This is a genomic window from Rickettsia endosymbiont of Ixodes pacificus (assembly GCF_000965155.1).
Taxonomy (GTDB): domain Bacteria; phylum Pseudomonadota; class Alphaproteobacteria; order Rickettsiales; family Rickettsiaceae; genus Rickettsia; species Rickettsia tamurae.
The window spans coordinates 472,112-489,887 of sequence record NZ_LAOP01000001.1 but is presented as its reverse complement, the minus strand read 5'-3'; the positions used below and the strand labels follow the sequence as shown (position 1 = coordinate 489,887).

The following is a 17,776-nucleotide window of genomic DNA, read 5'->3' as shown; positions in this document are numbered from 1 at the left end:
TTAAACTATTATAATTTTAATAAATATTCGGCGATAAATGCAGCAGGGTTTTCTACAGGATCAAGCATCTTTTTAAATTGATTTCTGCCGCTACTATTTTCATGATAAGGCAAATAATGATTTTGCTTAATAAATTCTATATAGTTAATAATATCTTGCGGCTCATAAGCAAAATACATATATTTTTTTAATTCTTTAGATAGAGCATTGCTATTAAATTCATTATTCCAACCATTACTTAAGTAAATTATAGGCTTATCGGCAACTACTACTTCAGCAAGAGATGAAGTACCGTCACTTATTACAATATCTGACACCATTATATCATCTAGTAACGACCTGAATGCATGTGCAGAAACAGTAACATTCTTTAAAGAATTAAATCTACTTAATATATTATCCATATCACTTTGGCTTAAGTAATTTTTACCGACCGCATAGGTAAATAGTGTAACATGCGGTCTTATAATAAAATGAATATTAGGATGTTGTAATGCATAATTATAGAAAAAATAGTGATAATTTAAGAAAGTAGAACCTCCTTCATATAAATCTCTATTTTTAAATGATAATTCCCATCTAGGAAGCCATAAAATGGTTTCCGAGTTTGGTTTTTCTTTAATATTATAATTTCTTACTTCATAGTATGGTTGATAACCTGAAACAATAACTCTATCCTTAGAAAATTTATAATTACTAATAAAGATATCCTTTGTACTTTCTGAATCAACAAATACCGTCTCTATGAAACTTGATAACTTATCATCATCAATATTTTTTTGATGAAAGATATGCGGACCATAGACTATATACATAATTTTTGTTTTAGTTCCTCTAAAGCTCTTATACAAATTAGCAGCCGTAAAAGGTTCTGATATATAGCCTTGGAAATTTTCGTAAGGGTTTTGCGTAAAGATAAAATCCGGCTGATAATTTTTTAGTTCAGAAATTTCACATTTTGTATTAACATTTGAATAAGAAGCATACTTACCGCATGGATATATCACATCTTGTGTATCAAATTTACTAATAAACCCGGTATCTATTCCTCCTTGAATATTAGGATGAGGATGAGGTACTATTACAATTTTGACATCATGACCTATTTTTTTCATCTCATTATACATTGCGTATACACCTTTGCCGCCGAATGTCTCTGTACTAACAAGGAAAACTATTCTTTTATAAGAATTTTCGTTGGAATAGCAAAAAGAAGATATAAGAGTTATTAGTAAAAAAACACTTAAAAATAAAGTGTTAAGTTTTATTAATTTAAAGAATTTCATGTTTTTGATATGGTAATAATGAATAGGATTACTTTTTAAACCACACTGTGCGATTAACACAATCCACATAACTTAAAACTATACGCAATATTTTCTTTGATACAAGACCTGCTTCAGCATAATCCGGTACAATATCTTGCGTATTTTTATTATTCTCGTGTTCTTCCGTAATAGCTTTTACCGATTGCAGCACCCGCTCAGCCTTAAAACCTGACATAATAAGCGTGCCGGCGTCCATACCTTCAGGACGTTCATGTGCTTCTCTAATATTTAAAGCAGGTAAATTAAGTATTGATGCTTCTTCGGTGATAGTACCGCTATCGGATAAAATACAAAAAGCATTCATCTGAAGTTTGATGTAATCCGTAAAACCAAAAGCCGGTAAAAACCTTATTTTATCACCAAGCTCCTTAAATCCCTCTAAATCCTCAAGCCTTTTTTTAGTCCTTGGGTGTATTGAGAAGATTACGGGGAAATTATACTCTTTAATAAGCGTTTGTAAACTACTTAATAATTCTTTCAGATTATTTTTGACATCGACATTTTCTTCACGATGTGAACTAATTAAAAAATATTGCTTAGCGGTTAATGATAATTTATCTAAAATATCAGACTTTAATATTTTAGGCATAAAGCGATCAAGGACCTCAGGCATATGCGAACCTGATTTAAAAATAAGCTCAGCAGGTAGTCCCTCAGCGATTAAATAACGTCTTGCATGCTCGGTTAACGTAATGTTAACGTCGCTAATATGATCAATGATTTTACGGTTTATTTCTTCAGGTACACGCTGATCAAAACAACGATTTCCTGCTTCCATATGAAAGATCGGAATTTTACGGCGTTTAGCGGCAATTGCCGATAAACAAGAGTTAGTATCACCGTAAAATAAAACGGCATCGGGCTTTTCTTTCTCAAGTACTTCATCAACTTTTTCAATAATAAGCCCGATAGATTTTGCCGTATTATCTGCCGCTACTTCTAAGAAATAATCCGGTTTTCTAATTCCCATATCATCAAAAAAAACCTGATTTAATTCATATGCATAATTTTGACCGGTGTGAACTAGGATGTGATTAGTATATTTATCAAACTCGGAAATCACACAGCATAGTTTAATAAGTTCAGGACGAGTACCGACAATCGTCATTACTTTAAGCATTTTTTAGCTCCTCTTGCACATAATCAAGATTTAGTAGCAGCTCTTTTACTTCTTCCAAATTTAAACGTTTTGTATTATGAGAATTGTAATCCTCTAAAAGAGCTACTTTCTTTTCACCCTCAACAAAATATTTGGCATAATTAAGATCACGTCCATCCATAGGAATACGGTAATAACCACCTAAATCATCAGCTTTTGCCATTTCTTCCGATGATACTAACGATTCATAATGCTTCTCTCCGTGACGTGTACCAATAAAGCGTATTTCATTTTTGCTACCGAATATTTCTTGTAACGCTCTTGCAAGTACCTCGATTGTACTTGCCGGAGCTTTTTGTACAAAAATATCGCCTTGACGTCCATGCTCAAACGCATATAAAACTAAATCTACGGAATCTACAAGCGACATTAAAAAACGTGTCATTGAAGGTTCAGTGATGGTAAGGTCTTTATCCTGCTTAATTTGATTGATAAAAAGAGGAATTACTGAACCACGGGAAGCCATAACATTACCGTATCTAGTGACACAAAGCACGGTCTCACCCTGGCTACACATACGAGCTTTTGCTACTGCTAACTTTTCCATTAACGCTTTAGATAATCCCATTGCATTAATTGGATATACAGCCTTATCGGTACTCAGTACTATAACTTTTGCAACTTTATTATTAATGGCTGCACTTAAAACATTTTCAGCCCCTAAGACATTAGTATTTATTGCTTCCATAGGATAAAATTCGCAAGTCGGAACTTGCTTTAAAGCAGCGGCATGGAATACATAATCTACACCGTGCATTGCCTCATCAATACTTTTATAATTGCGTACGTCCCCGATATAGAATTTAAGTTTCGGATTATTTAAAGCAATACGCATATCCTCTTGCTTTTTTTCATCTCTACTGAAAATTCTAATTTCTTTAATATCATTAATAATATCGGATTTAAGAAAACGAGAAAGCACCGCATTACCAAACGAACCGGTGCCTCCTGTAATCATTAAAGTTTTATCTACAAACATTATATATAAATACCCATTTTGTTATTATTCATTCTGTCATTGCGTAAATCGAGAAACACTCTAAGGTAGTCATCCCGTGGCCAAGCCACGGGATGACAAGAGTGGACAAACCTATATTCGCAATGACGGCCTTACTACCCAAACTCACACATACGCTTTACAAGCTCACGCCATTCAGGAGGCGTATATCCCGTTACCTCGTTAAAACGAGTAGCATCTAGTGATCGATCTATTACAAGCTCATCTGACGGAATAATATCGATTTCTTTATTATATATTTCCGCTACTAATTTTAATAATTCTAACTTGTTAATCGGTTTTGATGCAACATGATAAAGCCCATGCAGCTCTTTATTAGGTAACACAAAATCCCTTATTATTCTTGCAAGCTCTACAGTCGGGAATCCTGAATAAATAGCTTTCTCAAAACCTTTCACTTGCCCTTCTGCACTTAAAAACCAATTTATTAAGCTTCTATTGCCTGCCAGCTCATGACCTATAATTGAAGTACGCAAAGTGATAGCATGAGGATAATCTACCTCACCAAGAAACTTAGAACGACCGTAAAGGTCATAACAATCAGGAAAATCGCTTTCCTTATAATTACCTTTTTTTCCTGAAAATACACAATCCGTACTAATATGGATTAACCTTGAATTAGCTAATTTACATAAATTAGCTAGCCTATGCGGTAACAAACTATTTATCGGCAATGTTTTTAACGGATCGTTTGCATCAGCTAGTTGTTTTACAAGCCCTATACAATTTATTAATATATCGGGTTTTGCTTTATTAAATACCTCAACTAACGAATCATGGTTCTCAACATCTACATTTGTAATTAATTTATCGGATAAATCCTTAGAAAAATAAGAACGAGCGGAATTATTTCGGGCTGTCGCAAAAATGTCAAATTTTTTATCACTACTTAAAAACCTGAATATGCTATTACCTAGCATACCGGTAACACCTAGAATTAATATTTTCATGGTATATCTTATTTATTTTTACCGGATCGGTTTTATCATAAATAATATATCTTTACAATAAGGTTTTTGAAAAGCTAGAAAGGCATTACTTAAAAAAGGGAATAATTTAAAAAGTTTACGTCATTGCGAGGAAGATTACAAAGTAATTGACGAAGCAATCCAGTTAAAAATTCTGATTTACAGAATTTTTTTATTATTTTCTGGATTGCCACGCTCCTTACAGTCGCTCGCAATGACGATATTCAATTAATGATAATCTAAAGTTTTTTTATAGAATCAAGCACGGTTTCAAGAATCATACTAGCAGCTACTGCATCATCGTTATTATTACGGTCTTTTCTTTTCACGCCGAATGATTTAAGGAAATTATTTGCAGCTTTTGTAGTTAGTCTTTCATCTTGTAAATATATAGGCAAGTTTATAGATTCTGCTAGCTCTTCAGCAAATTTCATCACTATATTTGTTTGCTCCGTTACTGCTCCGCTCATATCAATCGGTAGACCTATTACCACGCCACAAACTTTATATTTTTCGATGATATTAAGCAAGGAAGTAATAACAATTTTTTTATTTATCTCGGTTATAGTATTTAAGGGCATAGCAATACTACGTTCTTGATTAGATAATGCGATTCCTAATTTTTTGCTTCCGTAATCAATAGCGATAAGCGGAGCATTTGGTATTAAAAGCCGATAAAATTCTTGAAGATTTTTTATGATCATGATAGTTATAAAAATTACTTTATTAATTATTATATATGCTAAAAACTATTCAAAAACACATAGATATCAAATTAATTAAATTATCGGCGATTTTAGCCTTTATTTATTGTTTGTTATTTAATACCGCAATATTGATTTATAAATTTGATTATTATAAAGCAACGATCTTTAGAGGGATATTAGAGTTATCAAAAGATTTTTGTTATATTTATATATTTTCTTTTATAGCATTTTTTGGTCTTAGCGTACATAGATTAGTGTTAAAAATCGGCGTGGGGTTTTTATTTATAACATCCGCTATTGCTAGTTATTACATTTATTTCTTCAAAATCAATCCTACTAAACAAGTAATAGGTAGTTTTTTCTCAACAGATTTAAACGAAGTTTATGAATTAACCAGCATTAAGTTAATAATATGGATAATTTTTTGTCTTTTTACTTGTTTTTATACTCTCAAATCTTTTGCCGCCGAAAATTCTAAATCATTCGTAACAAAACTATTATCTGCCGCTTGCTTACTTATTTTTGTATATAATATTATTACTCCTTCATTTAAGATACTAAAAAATCATTTTCCCATTCAGTATTTACATAATAGCTACCTTAATTTTGCTGGAAATTTCGGTGATAAAAATTATGCATGTATAGATATTAGCAAACAATATAACTTTATAGATAAGTCAGATAAAGATATTATCGGTGTTTTAGTTATAGGAGAATCAGCAAGATTTGATCATTTCGGTATTAACGGTTATGAAAGAGATACGACCCCTTACTTAAAGACTACTCAAAACCTAATTTCTTTCAAAGCTAAATCTTCTTCTAACCTTACCTATCTTTCCGTACCGTCATTACTTTCACGTTATCCTGCAAGTCAAATTGAAAATACTAGACAAGAGAACAGCTTTTTATCAATTTTAACAAATCTTGGATTTAATACTACCTGGATCGGTACTCAAACTTTAATGAGGAGTTTTGCAAATTTTGACCTCAGTAATATATATAACGACGTTAATTTTACTATAGTACCGGGCGGCTCTGCCCTATTCTCTTTAAATGATTATGATGAAAAAATATTGCCTTTTATAAAAGAAATAATAACAAATTCAGAGAAACAATTTTTAGTAGTTCACACCTCAGGAAGTCACTGGAACTATAACGCAAGATATCCAAAAGAGTTTGAGTATTTTACCCCTACCTGCCCTATTAAGGTTAAGGGGGATGCAAGTGATTGCGATAAGTTTGCTTTAGTTAACAGTTATGATAATTCAATTTTATACACCGATTTTTTTTTATCTAATTTAATAGATTTGCTTAAAGATAAAAATGCATTTTTATTATATGTATCCGATCACGGCGAATCGCTAGGAGAAAATGGTTATTACGGTCACGGTGGCCCACTACTTGCAGAACAAATAACCGTACCTCTTATAGTTTGGGTATCGGACGATTTTAAAGCAAAATATCCTGACTCAGTATCTTCAATTAAAAATTATGCTAATACCGAAATTAGCCATGATTATGTATTTCACTCAATCCTTGACTGTTTAAATATAGATTCCGACATAGTAGATAAAGACTTAAGTATATGTAAATCTAGTTAAAAATTATTGAATTATTAAAAATTAATATATAAATTAAGATCTCAATAATTATATGATTTATTATTATGTCTGATATACCTAAACTAGACGACTATTATTATAGATTTTTACAAAATATTTTACTTAAAACACTAGAACAAAATAAAGCTGCTGAAACTTATTTATTACAGAAAGATTTTAATAGTGCTTTAAATGAGATAAAAAATGTAAATGAACAACTTGAAGAATATTCAAGCATTCTTTCTTTACTCAAAGTAATTAAAACCCATTTTATTGATAAAAAAATATATAATTTAAGTACCGTTTAACTTTAATCCTTTTTTTATAATTAAAAATAATATAGAGTGGAAATAAAAAAAGTATTGAATTATGGAATATGCATTATTAATTTTCAGTATTATAGCGATTTTAGTTATAATACAAATGGTTAAAGTTGTACCGCAACAACAAGCATGGGTAGTAGAAAAATTGGGAAAATTCGATAAGGTACTGCAGCCTGGCTTAAATTTACTAATCCCTGTCATTCAAAGAGTAGCATACAAACATACTTTAAAAGAAGAAGCAATAGACGTTACCGCTCAAACAGCTATTTCAAATGATAACGTAACATTATCTATTGATGGCGTTTTATATGTTAAAATCATTGATCCAATGGCAGCATCTTATGGTGTTAATAATCCTTACTATGCCATAACACAGCTTGCTCAAACTACTATGCGTTCGGAAATCGGTAAACTCCCTTTAGATAGAACTTTTGAAGAGCGCGAAACTTTAAACGTAGCAATTGTAGCAGCTATTAATCAGGCTGCTATAAATTGGGGTATACAATGTATGCGTTATGAAATTAAAGATATTCAACCTCCGCAAACTATACTTAAAGCTATGGAATTGCAGGTAGCAGCAGAGCGTCAAAAAAGAGCTCAAATTCTAGAGTCGGAAGGTAATAGACAAGCAAAAATTAACCATGCAGAAGGTGAAAAAGCACAAATTGTACTGAATTCAGAAGCTTCTTATACGGATCAAGTTAACAGAGCAAAAGGTGAAGCTGAAGCAATAGGCTTAGTCGCTACCGCTACAGCAAATAGTATTGAGATTGTCGCAGCTGCCGTACAAAAAACGGGAGGAAGTGAGGCGGTAGCTCTTAAAGTAGCTGAGCAGTATATTAGTGCATTCGGTAATTTGGCTAAAGATACCAACACTGTAATTTTACCCGCAAACCTTTCAGAACCGAGTAGTTTTGTAACCGGAGCATTAACTATATTTAACCAATTAAAAGCTTCTTCGGAAAAGAAAATAGATAAGTAGCAATTTATATTGTAATAATAATTAGTTTTATATATCATATCAGATTATTAATTAATAAAAGGTTATGAATATGTCAGTATTTGTCGGCAAAACTGCTCCGGATTTTACAGCTAAAGCTATTATGCCTAATAATAATATAGACGATAAGTTTAAACTTAGCGATTATGCTGCGGGGGATAATATAGTGTTATTTTTTTATCCCCTAGATTTTACTTTTGTTTGTCCATCGGAAATTATAGCATTTCACAATAAGCTTGGTGAATTTACCGAAAGACGTACTAAAGTAGTAGCTGTTAGCGTTGATTCTCATTTTAGCCATTTAGCTTGGAAAAATACTCCGCATAATAAAGGCGGACTTGGACAAGTACAATTCCCAATGGTTTCCGATATAAAAAAGGATATTTCTTCAAAATATAACGTACTTAATGAAGACGGTGTTGCTTTGCGTGGAGCTTTTTTAATTGATAAGGATTTCATAGTACGTCACATGCTAGTTAACGACTTATCTATCGGTCGTGATATTAATTATACATTAAAAGTAATCGATGCTTTAACTCATCATCAAAAACACGGCGAAGTTTGTCCTGCCGGCTGGCATAAAGGCGAGGAAGCAATTACCCCATCACATGAGGGTATAGCACATTATTTAAGCTCACATGCCGAGAAGCTGTAGTTGCTCTTATTTATGTCATCCCGTGGCTTGACCACGGGATCTTGTATCACAGGCTGTGTCCTGAGATCCTGAGATCAAGTTGCGGGATGACACTAACTCATATCAAATAACCCTAAATAATATTGAAACAATTAATATTTTACGTCTTATTAGGAGTGAAAATATCGGTCCTAAAACTTTCTTTAGTTTAATTAAATTATTCGGTGATGCAGCAACTGCCATAGATAACGCTCCGGATTTTTCATTTGCGAGGCGGAAAGTCAAAACCAATTAAAATTTTTAGTAAAAGCGATGCTGAAAAAGAGTTAGAACTTCTCGAAAAAGATAATGCTAAGATCATCACATATAAATCTCCGGAATATTCAAAATTGTTACTTGAAATTTATGATCCACCGCCAATATTAAGCTATAAAGGTAATATAGAGTTATTAAATCATAATAAATACGTTGCAATAGTAGGTGCAAGAAACGCTTCTGCAAACGGAAGAAGCTTTGCTCATAAAATTGCAAATGATTTAGTAAAAGAAAGTTATATAACCGTTTCAGGGTTAGCACAAGGAATAGATAGCAGCGTACATCAAGTAGCAGTTTCTCGAACCATCGGAGTCATTGCCGGAGGTATTGATCATATATATCCACCGGGAAATAAAAAACTATTTGAAAATTTAGCAGAAGAAGGTTTAATATTAGCTGAGTTACCTATTGGCTCTACGCCGCTTGGAAAACATTTTCCACAGCGTAATAGGATAATATCGGGACTAGCCTTAGGAGTAGTGGTAGTAGAAGCAAGCTTAAAATCCGGTTCATTAATAACTGCAAAATTTGCACTTGAACAAAATAGGGAAATATTTGCTGTTTCCGGCTTTCCTTTAGATCCAAGATGTCAAGGTACAAATAAATTGATTAGAGAAGGAGCATATTTAGTGGAATCAGCGGAGGATATTGTAGCTAATTTACCGCAATATGAAAAATTTATCAAAAAAGATGATGGGTTATTTAAGGATTTTGTTGAGCTAGGAACAGTAAATACGAGATATGTTAAAGAACCGTCACAAAAGGAGCGTACTGCCTATATTGGAACTATTATCGGCAGTACCTATAGATTTTGAATATTTACAAAAAGAAATAGAATTACCGCTTCCTATCATATATACGGTAATATTAGAATTAGAACTCGCCGAGAAAGTAATGCGTCACGCCGGTAATAAAATATCATTAGTTTATAATAAGTAGATGAAATTAGTAATAGTAGAATCGCCGGCAAAGGCAAAAACGATAAATAAATATTTAGGTGATGAGTTTAAGGTCATTGCATCATTCGGTCATATTAGAGATTTACCTTCTAAAAAAGGCTCGGTGTTACCTGATGAAAATTTTGCAATGAAATATGATATTTCCGATAAAGCCGGTAAATATGTAGATGCCATAGTTAAAGATGCTAAAAAAGCTGATGCAGTATATCTTGCAACCGATCCTGATCGTGAGGGTGAATCTATCTCATGGCATGTTGCAGAGGTAATAAAAGAAAAAAATAAGGTTAAATCCGATGATTTTTTTAAAAGGATAGCCTTTAATGAAATCACTAAAAAAGCAATTATTCATGCCGTTGAGAACCCTAGAAAACTTGACACTAACTTAGTAAATGCCCAGCAAGCAAGAAGAGCTTTAGACTATTTAGTCGGCTTTACCCTTTCACCTCTTTTATGGCGTAAGTTACCGGGATGTAAATCGGCGGGACGTGTGCAGTCCGTGGCTCTGCGATTAATATGTGAACGAGAAGATGAAATAGAGCGTTTTAAGTCAGAAGAATATTGGGATATTAGCCTTAAAATGCAAAATAGTAATAACGAACTATTTACTGCTAAATTGACTCACGTAAACGATCAGAAACTAGAAAAATTCTCAATTATTAACGAAAAAGATGCCAAAGATTTAACCGAAAAATTAAAATCTCAAAATTTTCATGTTGATAAGATAGAAAAGAAACAACAAAAACGTCAGCCTCAACCTCCTTTTATTACTTCATCACTACAACAAGAAGCAGCAAGAAAACTAGGTTTTAGTGCTAAAAAGACTATGCAAATAGCACAAAAACTTTATGAGGGCGTTGACATAGGTAAGGAAACTATAGGGCTTATTACCTATATGAGAACCGACGGCGTTACATTATCAAATGATGCAATAGCAGATATACGCAAGTTAATCGATAAAAGTTACGGCGATAAATATTTACCGACTAGCCCTAGAATTTATAAATCCAAAGTAAAAAATGCTCAAGAAGCTCATGAGGCGATAAGACCGACGAATATTACTTATACTCCAGATAGCTTAAAAGAAAAGCTAGAAAAGGATTATTATAAGCTTTATGAACTAATTTGGAAAAGAACTATAGCCTGCCAAATGGAAAATGTTATAATGGATTTGGTAGTTGCAAATTTAGCTTCGGAAAATAAAGAATATTTGGCAAAAGCAAACGGATCGACTATAGCTTTTGACGGGTTTTATAAGGTTTGTCGTGAAAGTGTGGACGATGAGGCTGAAGAAGAAAATAAAATGCTGCCGCCTTTAAAAGAACAAGAACCACTTAAAACTAAAGAAGTTATTCCGAATCAGCATTTTACCGAGCCGCCTCCAAGATATTCGGAAGCAAGTTTAGTGAAAAAACTTGAAGAGCTTGGGATCGGTCGTCCTTCGACCTATGCTAGTATTTTATCGGTTTTACAAGATCGAAAATATGTTTCTCTTGAAAAAAAACGATTTATACCTGAAGAGCTTGGACTTTTGGTAACGGTATTTTTAGTCGGTTTTTTCAAAAAATACGTTGAATATGATTTTACGGCAGGACTTGAAAATGAATTAGACGAAATAGCAGCCGGCAAGCTTGAATGGAAAGCTGCCTTAAGTAATTTTTGGAGCGGTTTTAACCATAATATTGAATCGGTAAACGAGCAGAAAATAACCGAGATTATTAGCTATGTACAGAAAGCCCTTGATTATCACTTGTTCGGTGAGAATAAAGAATCTAAAGTTTGTCCATCATGTAAAACAGGCGAGCTTAGCTTAAAGCTTGGTAAGTTCGGGGCATTTTTAGCATGTAGTAATTACCCTGAATGTACTTTTAGAAAATCTATTGTTAGCGGTAACGATAATAACGAGAATGAAGGCGAGCCTTCCGCTATTCCTAATGAGAATAAAGTTTTAGGTACGAATAAAGACGGAGTAGAAATATATCTGAAAAAAGGACCTTACGGACCTTATATTCAACTTGGCGAACAAGAAGGCAAAGTAAAGCCGAAACGTAGCCCCGTGCCTGCTAGCCTGAACCAAAACGATATTACACTTGATATAGCATTAAAGCTTCTAAGCTTACCGCTTAAAATCGGCGTGCATAAAGATAGTAGCGAGGAAATTATGATAGGATACGGTAAATTCGGTCCTTACATAAAATATATGGGTAAATTTATTTCAGTGCCAAAAAAATATGATTTTCTAAATTTAAGATTAGATGACGCAATGAAGCTAATTGAAGACAATAAGCGAAGTTAGAGAAGAAACAGGCGTAAGAATGTCATAATCGTCATTGCGAGGAGGCATTGTTGCGTGGATCAATTTCACCCCTGTCATGCCGTGGTCAAGCCACGGCATAACATAGTTTTTTAGTAGGATGACAATTAATAAAATTACTTATTTATGACAAAAGTTATAACACGATTTGCTCCGTCACCGACCGGTATGTTACATGTTGGGAATATCAGGGCAGCACTGCTTAACTGGCTATATGCAAAGAAGCATAACGGACAGTTTATTTTAAGATTTGACGATACGGATTTAGAGCGTAGTAAACAGGAATATAAAGACGCTATCGAGGAAGATCTAAAATTTTTAAATATTAATTGGGGTCAAACGTTCAACCAATTAAGCCGTTTAAATAGATATGATGAAATCAAAAATCTATTACTAAACAAAAAAAGATTATATGCCTGCTATGAGACTCCTGAAGAGCTAGAATTAAAGCATAAATTTCAATTATCTAAAGGTTTGCCGCCGATTTATGATCGAGCTAGCTTAAATCTAACTGAAGAGCAAGCAAAGAAATATATAGAACAAGGAAGAAAACCGCATTATAGATTTTTGGTAAATCATGAACCAATTAGCTGGCATGATATGATCAAAGGCGAAGTTAAATATGACGGCAAGGCTTTAAGTGATCCAATAGTGATAAGAGCAGACGGTAGTATGACCTATATGTTATGCTCGGTTATTGACGATATTGATTATGATATTACTCATATTATTAGGGGTGAAGATCACGTTAGCAATACCGCTATTCAAATTCAGATGTTTGAAGCATTAAATAAGATTCCGCCGGTTTTTGGGCATTTGAGTTTAATAATAAATAAAGACGAGAAAATTTCTAAACGAGTGGGAGGGTTTGAGATCGCAACTCTTAGAAAAGAAATCGAAATCGAAGCTATGGCAATTGCTAGCTTTTTTAGTTTACTTGGTTCATCCGCACAAATCTTGCCTTATAAATCAATAGATAAGCTAGCAAATCAATTTGAGATAAGTAGTTTCTCTAAAAGTCCAACTATCTATCAGCCGGAAGATTTAGAAAGATTAAATCATAAATTACTTATAAGTTTAGATTTTGATGAAGTAAAAGAACGCCTTAAAGAAATAGATGCCGAGTATATTGATGAAAATTTTTGGTTATCGGTAAGACCTAACTTGCAAAAATTACGTGATGTAAAAGATTGGTGGGAAATTTGCCATCAAACTCCGAATGTTCAAAATCTAAATTTAGATAAAGAATATTTAAAGCAAGCAGCAGAATTATTACCGCCAGGTGAAATCACTAAAGATAGCTGGAGCATTTGGACTAAAGAAATAACAAATATAACAGGCAGGAAAGGTAAGGAGTTATTTTTACCTCTTCGCCTTGCTTTAACCGGCAGAGAATCAGGACCAGAAATCGCAGGCGTTTTACCTTTGATTGATAGAGAAGAGATAGTAAAACGATTAATTTGTCACCCCGTGGCTTGACCACGGTATCCATAAAAACAATAAAAATACTAGTATTTTTAACTGGACCCCGTGGTCAAGCCACGGGGTGACAGAGGCGGAATTGATTCACGCAACAATGCCTCCTCGCAATGACGATTGAGTATGACAATATTTCAACTCTATCATGTTAGTATTAATAACACCGGCAAGCTCTGCGGTATCACCGTAAATATTATAGGCAATAAGAGAAACTATACCTTCTGCTACTAAACCTTCCACAGTTTCATAAGCTACATATCCTGCAGTTAGTCCTGCTTTTACTGTATTTTTTACACATTCGATAGAATCGGACAGCGAAATTAAAATTGCTCCTAAGGCAAGAGCACCGATAAGAACCGGAGATTGTAATAAGCAAAAGTTGCAAGGCTTGCTACGGTTGCTTGAGCAAATGTAGATACAAAAGAATAATTAGAGTTGTTCACCTCAGAAACAAAACCTTGAACGGAACATACAGTTTTGCACCGTTTTCTATTACATTAATAGCATGTTCCGTTGCTAAGATAGCATAGTCGCAGCTTTGGTAGCATTTTGAAAATGAATTGTAGCACTATCAAAGTAACTAGATGTTTTTTTTGAGGTTTGTGGCCACGTATAGTTTTTTGTCATGATTTTTCCCCTTAAAATTAAATCATGACGCAATTATAACTTAAATGTTGGGTTGTGTCAATGGATATTATTAATAAATGATTAGATTATTAATAATACTTTAAGATAAAAGGAATGTTTAGCTGTTAAAAAACTTTTTGATTTTTAGCTTATCTTCTTTAGATAAATTAGGCTTGAACCTATATATCTTTTTTATTAGCACTTTCAGGTCTAAATTTAAACTCGCCTTTAGTTGTTTTGATTGTAACTATCTGATCAGGAGAACCCCATTTAGGAAAATCATATTTTATAACTATATCCCCGTTTCTAAGTCCAGATTTATAAACATTATTATTTTCGTCAATATTTTTTATTGTATAATTATTTATTAAAGCATCTCTATCAAAACCACTATCATATGCCCCCATTTTTATTTTCTCGATCGGCAGCACTTTAGCAACATCAGCTAAATCTATAGTTTTACCTTGTTCTATATATTCGTTTATCTCTTTATCTATCCCTTTTGGGACATAATTTTTAACTATTTTTTTAAAATAATCGCTTGAAAATTATTGTTCTTTTGAGGTTTTAAATAAATCAAGCATAACATTATCCAACGATTTACTCTTATTATTCTCTTTAATTAGGCTGTCCAAATAAAGTGCAAGAACAAATCCACGATAATACGGTAATTTCTCTACTGCATAATCTTTCCAGTTATCATCTTTTATTCTGCTATTAGATTCATTTATAACAGGTGATAAATAATAATCCTCAAAGAATTGATTAAATTCTTCTATAAATTCCTCAAGCGTTATAACACTGGAACGTAAGGCTAAAACCCTGCTATAATAATCGGTAAACCCTTCACTCCACCAATAATTTAATCCTTCTAAGTTATTACGTATTTTCTTCCCTGTCCAATTATGCATATGTTCATGAGCAAGTAACGTCATATAATCCTGTTTGTCTAAACCTTGAGGAATAAACGCAGTAAAACTATGAGTTAAGCCCGTTGTAGGTTGATCGCCTTCGAGCAAGCTTATTAGATAATAAGGAAAATCATTATCATGGAAAAATGTTCTTTGTCCCTTGATAATTTTATTTATATAAGAAGCTATTTCTTCATCTTTAAGATCAAATTGACCATGTAACGAAAGATATACAGGATTTTTTTGATCGACAATTTTGTAAACACGTAAATCACCCGCTGCATAAACTACACTATATAATTCAATCAGCGTAGCTTTAAATTTCACCCTTTTACCAAGACCATAATCTGATATTGTTTTCCAGCTATCAGGAATATTATTCCATTCAATATTAAACTCTACTATGTCATTTCCATTTAGATCGCCGGGAGTAGCAAAAAGCCCATAACCCGGTAAATGAATTAAATTTTGTCTAATTATTGCTTCGTGGATATCACAAGGATTACCGGCTTTTTGATATATTTCATAGCTTAAACGGATAATATTAATTTTCCCCGTATTTAAAATAGCTTCATTAGAGTCTTGATTTCTAAATTGTAATTTTCCAATTGGATATTCAAGCTTAACATTTTTGATTTGCTTGTAATATGTAGCATTTGCCCATGCATAGGGTAAATCTAAAATAATCTCGCCACTCATATCGCCTATTATTTCCGTCTCAACTTTGATAGCTGAAACAGGCGTGTTAGACAAAGGTGTTATTTTGTAGTTTATTTGCTGATAAGTGTTTGCGGATACTAGATTTGGAATTAGAATTACAAGTATTATCAAAAAATTTTTTAGAAAGTACATTTTCAAAACTCATGGATTTTGAGGATTATTTAGAACGTTGCCTACTTAGATTCTTTTATGTTATTCTTAGCTAGAAGCGGCGTTGTTGTATGACTTTGATGTCATTCCCGCCTTCGCGGGAATGACATCGAGTAGGTTTTTCGAGCCATGCAATAATGTCTATGCGGGAATGGTCTCAATCTTATTTTTTAAACTTCTGAATACACCCAAGTAGAATCATGTATTTTATTATTTTTAAAATCATCTATCCCTTCAGCAATACTTGCTCTTTAAAAGCTTCTAATCGCCTGAATTCTTTATCAGACATATTAATAATCATTATTGTGATCCTTTTAAGTTAAATTATTCCTAACCATTAACCCATAAGCTTCTTCATCTTCAAGCCATTTAGCATTTTCTATTAAATATGATTCTTGAAATTCGGCGAGTTTTGGATCAGGTTCACCTGTTAAATGTTTAAGCCCATCAAATAAAATACCTAAAAAACCTATATTATTCTTTTTACAATAATCTCTTACATCTTCAACATGCTTCGTACGATCATCAACAAATACAATAAAGCTAGCCTTTAACTTATCAGAAAATTTTGATAAAATACCGCTTTTTGAATGATTACCTGTTATGAATATCCCTTTATAACAAATAGCATCATCCTTTTGTCCTGAGTTATAAATTGCTAATTCTTCATTATCTGAAAATTCTATACCTAGACTCTTTAATTCTTTATATCGCCAATCTTGCATAGAAGGAATATTGCCGAATTCTCCCGTATTCATTTGTGTAAGACCGTAAACCGGAAACTTTGTTTTGAGCTTGTTTATAACTTCTACCCACTCTTCATCAATTAATATTACTTTTCGCTGCAGACGCCAATTACTGATAATTTCCTCATAATTGTCATAATTACTTTTATTTTCCTTAATTCTGTCAATCATTTGATTATAAGGTGGCTTCTTAAAAGTTTTTGATTTAGGAGTTATAATAGTATCGTCAACATCAAGGAGTATATATGCATCAATAGGGGCATTTTTTATTATTAAATCATAGATTTTTGCAGCACTGTCAGCAGTTTCAAAATTTTTCATATATATTCCGAAGTAAAATGAAGAGTAGCCATACGAAGTTCAACTTGGAAAAGAGCAAGGAGTCTGTAAGCCGAGGAGCGGAGCGTATATTAAACGTTCAGCATCCGAGGTCTTACAAAGACGACATAGCCAATTTTTCAAGTTCAACGAGTATCAAATTTAATATTAAGTTCTTCAGTTAAAATAGCCATTAATTCAAGCCCTGCTCTATTTTTCCATTCGCCTTGTTCATAAAAAAAATGATGAGGACCGCTAACCGGCGACGACAACCAAATTTCTTTGGCAGCACTTTGTTTATTTATTACATATATACCTTTATCAGTATCAAGATTTAATATATCGCCTTGTAAATCTATATCTATACTTGCTTCTTCATCCTGCTCTTCTATCTTGTCTGCTATATATGCAATTGTTGTCTCGGCTATTTTACTAAATTCACTATTATTCATGATAACATCCCTTAAGTAGATAAAAATATACGAAGATCAACTTCAAAAAG

The 17,776-nt window shown here is 32.9% G+C and carries 19 protein-coding genes and 2 pseudogenes; 9 read left to right on the top strand and 12 right to left on the bottom strand.

The features are described from left to right. Positions 1 to 8 precede the first annotated feature (8 nt). From REIP_RS02660 to ruvX, 6 genes and pseudogenes are all read right to left on the bottom strand, one after another. On the bottom strand, positions 9 to 1,355 hold the full coding sequence (locus REIP_RS02660; protein WP_045803765.1) for a hypothetical protein: 1,347 nt from the start codon (positions 1,353 to 1,355) through the stop codon (positions 9 to 11). Further along, a complete protein-coding gene (wecB, locus tag REIP_RS02655) occupies positions 1,315 to 2,448 on the bottom strand; it encodes a non-hydrolyzing UDP-N-acetylglucosamine 2-epimerase (protein ID WP_045803764.1) in 1,134 nt (377 codons plus the stop codon). The genes REIP_RS02660 and wecB overlap by 41 nt, the downstream gene beginning before the upstream one ends. Beyond that, positions 2,441 to 3,466, bottom strand: a complete 1,026-nt coding sequence (locus REIP_RS02650) for a polysaccharide biosynthesis protein (RefSeq protein WP_045803763.1) — start codon at positions 3,464 to 3,466, stop codon at positions 2,441 to 2,443. Before REIP_RS02650 ends, wecB begins: the two co-directional genes overlap by 8 nt. Positions 3,467 to 3,600: 134 nt before the next feature. Beyond that, a complete protein-coding gene (locus REIP_RS02645; protein WP_045803762.1) occupies positions 3,601 to 4,455 on the bottom strand; it encodes a dTDP-4-dehydrorhamnose reductase family protein in 855 nt (284 codons plus the stop codon). A gap of 116 nt (positions 4,456 to 4,571) precedes the next feature. Next, a pseudogene (locus REIP_RS10750) lies at positions 4,572 to 4,702 on the bottom strand (lytic transglycosylase domain-containing protein); the annotation flags it as partial. 10 nt (positions 4,703 to 4,712) lie between these two features. Further along, a complete protein-coding gene (gene ruvX / locus REIP_RS02640; protein WP_045803761.1) occupies positions 4,713 to 5,177 on the bottom strand; it encodes a Holliday junction resolvase RuvX in 465 nt (154 codons plus the stop codon). Between the two features lie 35 nt (positions 5,178 to 5,212). On the opposite strand from ruvX, the gene REIP_RS02635 reads away from it, so the two are divergent. From REIP_RS02635 to gltX, 9 genes are all read left to right on the top strand, one after another. Next, the gene (locus tag REIP_RS02635; RefSeq protein WP_045803760.1) at positions 5,213 to 6,781 is read left to right on the top strand and encodes a phosphoethanolamine transferase; all 1,569 of its coding nucleotides are present in this window, start codon (positions 5,213 to 5,215) and stop codon (positions 6,779 to 6,781) included. A gap of 65 nt (positions 6,782 to 6,846) precedes the next feature. Then, positions 6,847 to 7,089: a hypothetical protein gene (locus REIP_RS02630; RefSeq protein ID WP_008580067.1), complete on the top strand. Its 243-nt coding sequence runs from the start codon at positions 6,847 to 6,849 to the stop codon at positions 7,087 to 7,089. A gap of 61 nt (positions 7,090 to 7,150) precedes the next feature. Then, positions 7,151 to 8,086, top strand: coding sequence for an SPFH domain-containing protein (locus tag REIP_RS02625; protein WP_023508058.1), 936 nt, complete (start codon positions 7,151 to 7,153; stop codon positions 8,084 to 8,086). Between the two features lie 70 nt (positions 8,087 to 8,156). Next, a complete protein-coding gene (locus tag REIP_RS02620) occupies positions 8,157 to 8,759 on the top strand; it encodes a peroxiredoxin (protein ID WP_008580069.1) in 603 nt (200 codons plus the stop codon). Between the two features lie 79 nt (positions 8,760 to 8,838). After that, positions 8,839 to 9,033 carry a DNA processing protein DprA gene (locus REIP_RS13350; RefSeq protein WP_331385725.1) on the top strand — a complete coding sequence of 65 codons (195 nt, stop codon included), beginning with the start codon at positions 8,839 to 8,841 and terminating at the stop codon, positions 9,031 to 9,033. After that, on the top strand, positions 9,005 to 9,868 hold the full coding sequence (gene dprA / locus REIP_RS09160; protein WP_231569186.1) for a DNA-processing protein DprA: 864 nt from the start codon (positions 9,005 to 9,007) through the stop codon (positions 9,866 to 9,868). Before REIP_RS13350 ends, dprA begins: the two co-directional genes overlap by 29 nt. After that, a complete protein-coding gene (locus REIP_RS12250) occupies positions 9,834 to 9,992 on the top strand; it encodes a hypothetical protein (protein ID WP_231569185.1) in 159 nt (52 codons plus the stop codon). Before dprA ends, REIP_RS12250 begins: the two co-directional genes overlap by 35 nt. Continuing rightward, entirely contained in the window at positions 9,993 to 12,305 is a 2,313-nt protein-coding gene (gene topA, locus REIP_RS02610) for a type I DNA topoisomerase (RefSeq protein WP_045803759.1), read from the top strand. A gap of 144 nt (positions 12,306 to 12,449) precedes the next feature. Continuing rightward, positions 12,450 to 13,802 (top strand): glutamate--tRNA ligase, encoded by a 1,353-nt coding sequence (gene gltX / locus REIP_RS02605; RefSeq protein ID WP_045803758.1) that lies wholly within the window; start codon positions 12,450 to 12,452, stop codon positions 13,800 to 13,802. 87 nt (positions 13,803 to 13,889) lie between these two features. Here the strand turns inward: gltX and REIP_RS11560 are convergent, their stop codons facing one another. From REIP_RS11560 to cyaY, 6 genes and pseudogenes are all read right to left on the bottom strand, one after another. Further along, entirely contained in the window at positions 13,890 to 14,042 is a 153-nt protein-coding gene (locus REIP_RS11560; RefSeq protein WP_197069186.1) for a hypothetical protein, read from the bottom strand. 66 nt (positions 14,043 to 14,108) lie between these two features. After that, positions 14,109 to 14,304: pseudogene (locus REIP_RS13345) on the bottom strand (hypothetical protein); the annotation flags it as partial. A 304-nt stretch (positions 14,305 to 14,608) separates the two neighbouring features. Then, a complete protein-coding gene (locus REIP_RS12245; RefSeq protein WP_231569184.1) occupies positions 14,609 to 14,836 on the bottom strand; it encodes a hypothetical protein in 228 nt (75 codons plus the stop codon). A 141-nt stretch (positions 14,837 to 14,977) separates the two neighbouring features. Next, complete coding sequence (locus tag REIP_RS12240; protein WP_231569183.1) at positions 14,978 to 16,171, bottom strand: M1 family aminopeptidase; 1,194 nt, start codon at positions 16,169 to 16,171, stop codon at positions 14,978 to 14,980. 353 nt (positions 16,172 to 16,524) lie between these two features. Continuing rightward, positions 16,525 to 17,277 (bottom strand): DUF2608 domain-containing protein, encoded by a 753-nt coding sequence (locus tag REIP_RS02585; RefSeq protein WP_045803757.1) that lies wholly within the window; start codon positions 17,275 to 17,277, stop codon positions 16,525 to 16,527. A 143-nt stretch (positions 17,278 to 17,420) separates the two neighbouring features. Further along, on the bottom strand, positions 17,421 to 17,726 hold the full coding sequence (gene cyaY, locus REIP_RS02580; RefSeq protein ID WP_045803756.1) for an iron donor protein CyaY: 306 nt from the start codon (positions 17,724 to 17,726) through the stop codon (positions 17,421 to 17,423). Positions 17,727 to 17,776: the final 50 nt, after the last annotated feature.

Excerpts from the sequence above, each read along its gene's own strand:
- wecB (WP_045803764.1), bottom strand. The coding sequence starts at position 2,448 with ATGCTTAAAGTAATGACGATTGTCGGTACTCGTCCTGAACTTATTAAA.
- REIP_RS02635 (WP_045803760.1), top strand. The coding sequence starts at position 5,213 with ATGCTAAAAACTATTCAAAAACACATAGATATCAAATTAATTAAATTA.
- gltX (WP_045803758.1), top strand. The coding sequence starts at position 12,450 with ATGACAAAAGTTATAACACGATTTGCTCCGTCACCGACCGGTATGTTA.
- REIP_RS02650 (WP_045803763.1), bottom strand. The coding sequence starts at position 3,466 with ATGTTTGTAGATAAAACTTTAATGATTACAGGAGGCACCGGTTCGTTT.
- REIP_RS02630 (WP_008580067.1), top strand. The coding sequence starts at position 6,847 with ATGTCTGATATACCTAAACTAGACGACTATTATTATAGATTTTTACAA.
- REIP_RS02645 (WP_045803762.1), bottom strand. The coding sequence starts at position 4,455 with ATGAAAATATTAATTCTAGGTGTTACCGGTATGCTAGGTAATAGCATA.
- ruvX (WP_045803761.1), bottom strand. The coding sequence starts at position 5,177 with ATGATCATAAAAAATCTTCAAGAATTTTATCGGCTTTTAATACCAAAT.
- topA (WP_045803759.1), top strand. The coding sequence starts at position 9,993 with ATGAAATTAGTAATAGTAGAATCGCCGGCAAAGGCAAAAACGATAAAT.
- REIP_RS02585 (WP_045803757.1), bottom strand. The coding sequence starts at position 17,277 with ATGAAAAATTTTGAAACTGCTGACAGTGCTGCAAAAATCTATGATTTA.
- REIP_RS02625 (WP_023508058.1), top strand. The coding sequence starts at position 7,151 with ATGGAATATGCATTATTAATTTTCAGTATTATAGCGATTTTAGTTATA.
- REIP_RS02620 (WP_008580069.1), top strand. The coding sequence starts at position 8,157 with ATGTCAGTATTTGTCGGCAAAACTGCTCCGGATTTTACAGCTAAAGCT.
- REIP_RS12245 (WP_231569184.1), bottom strand. The coding sequence starts at position 14,836 with ATGGGGGCATATGATAGTGGTTTTGATAGAGATGCTTTAATAAATAAT.
- cyaY (WP_045803756.1), bottom strand. The coding sequence starts at position 17,726 with ATGAATAATAGTGAATTTAGTAAAATAGCCGAGACAACAATTGCATAT.
- REIP_RS02660 (WP_045803765.1), bottom strand. The coding sequence starts at position 1,355 with ATGTGGATTGTGTTAATCGCACAGTGTGGTTTAAAAAGTAATCCTATT.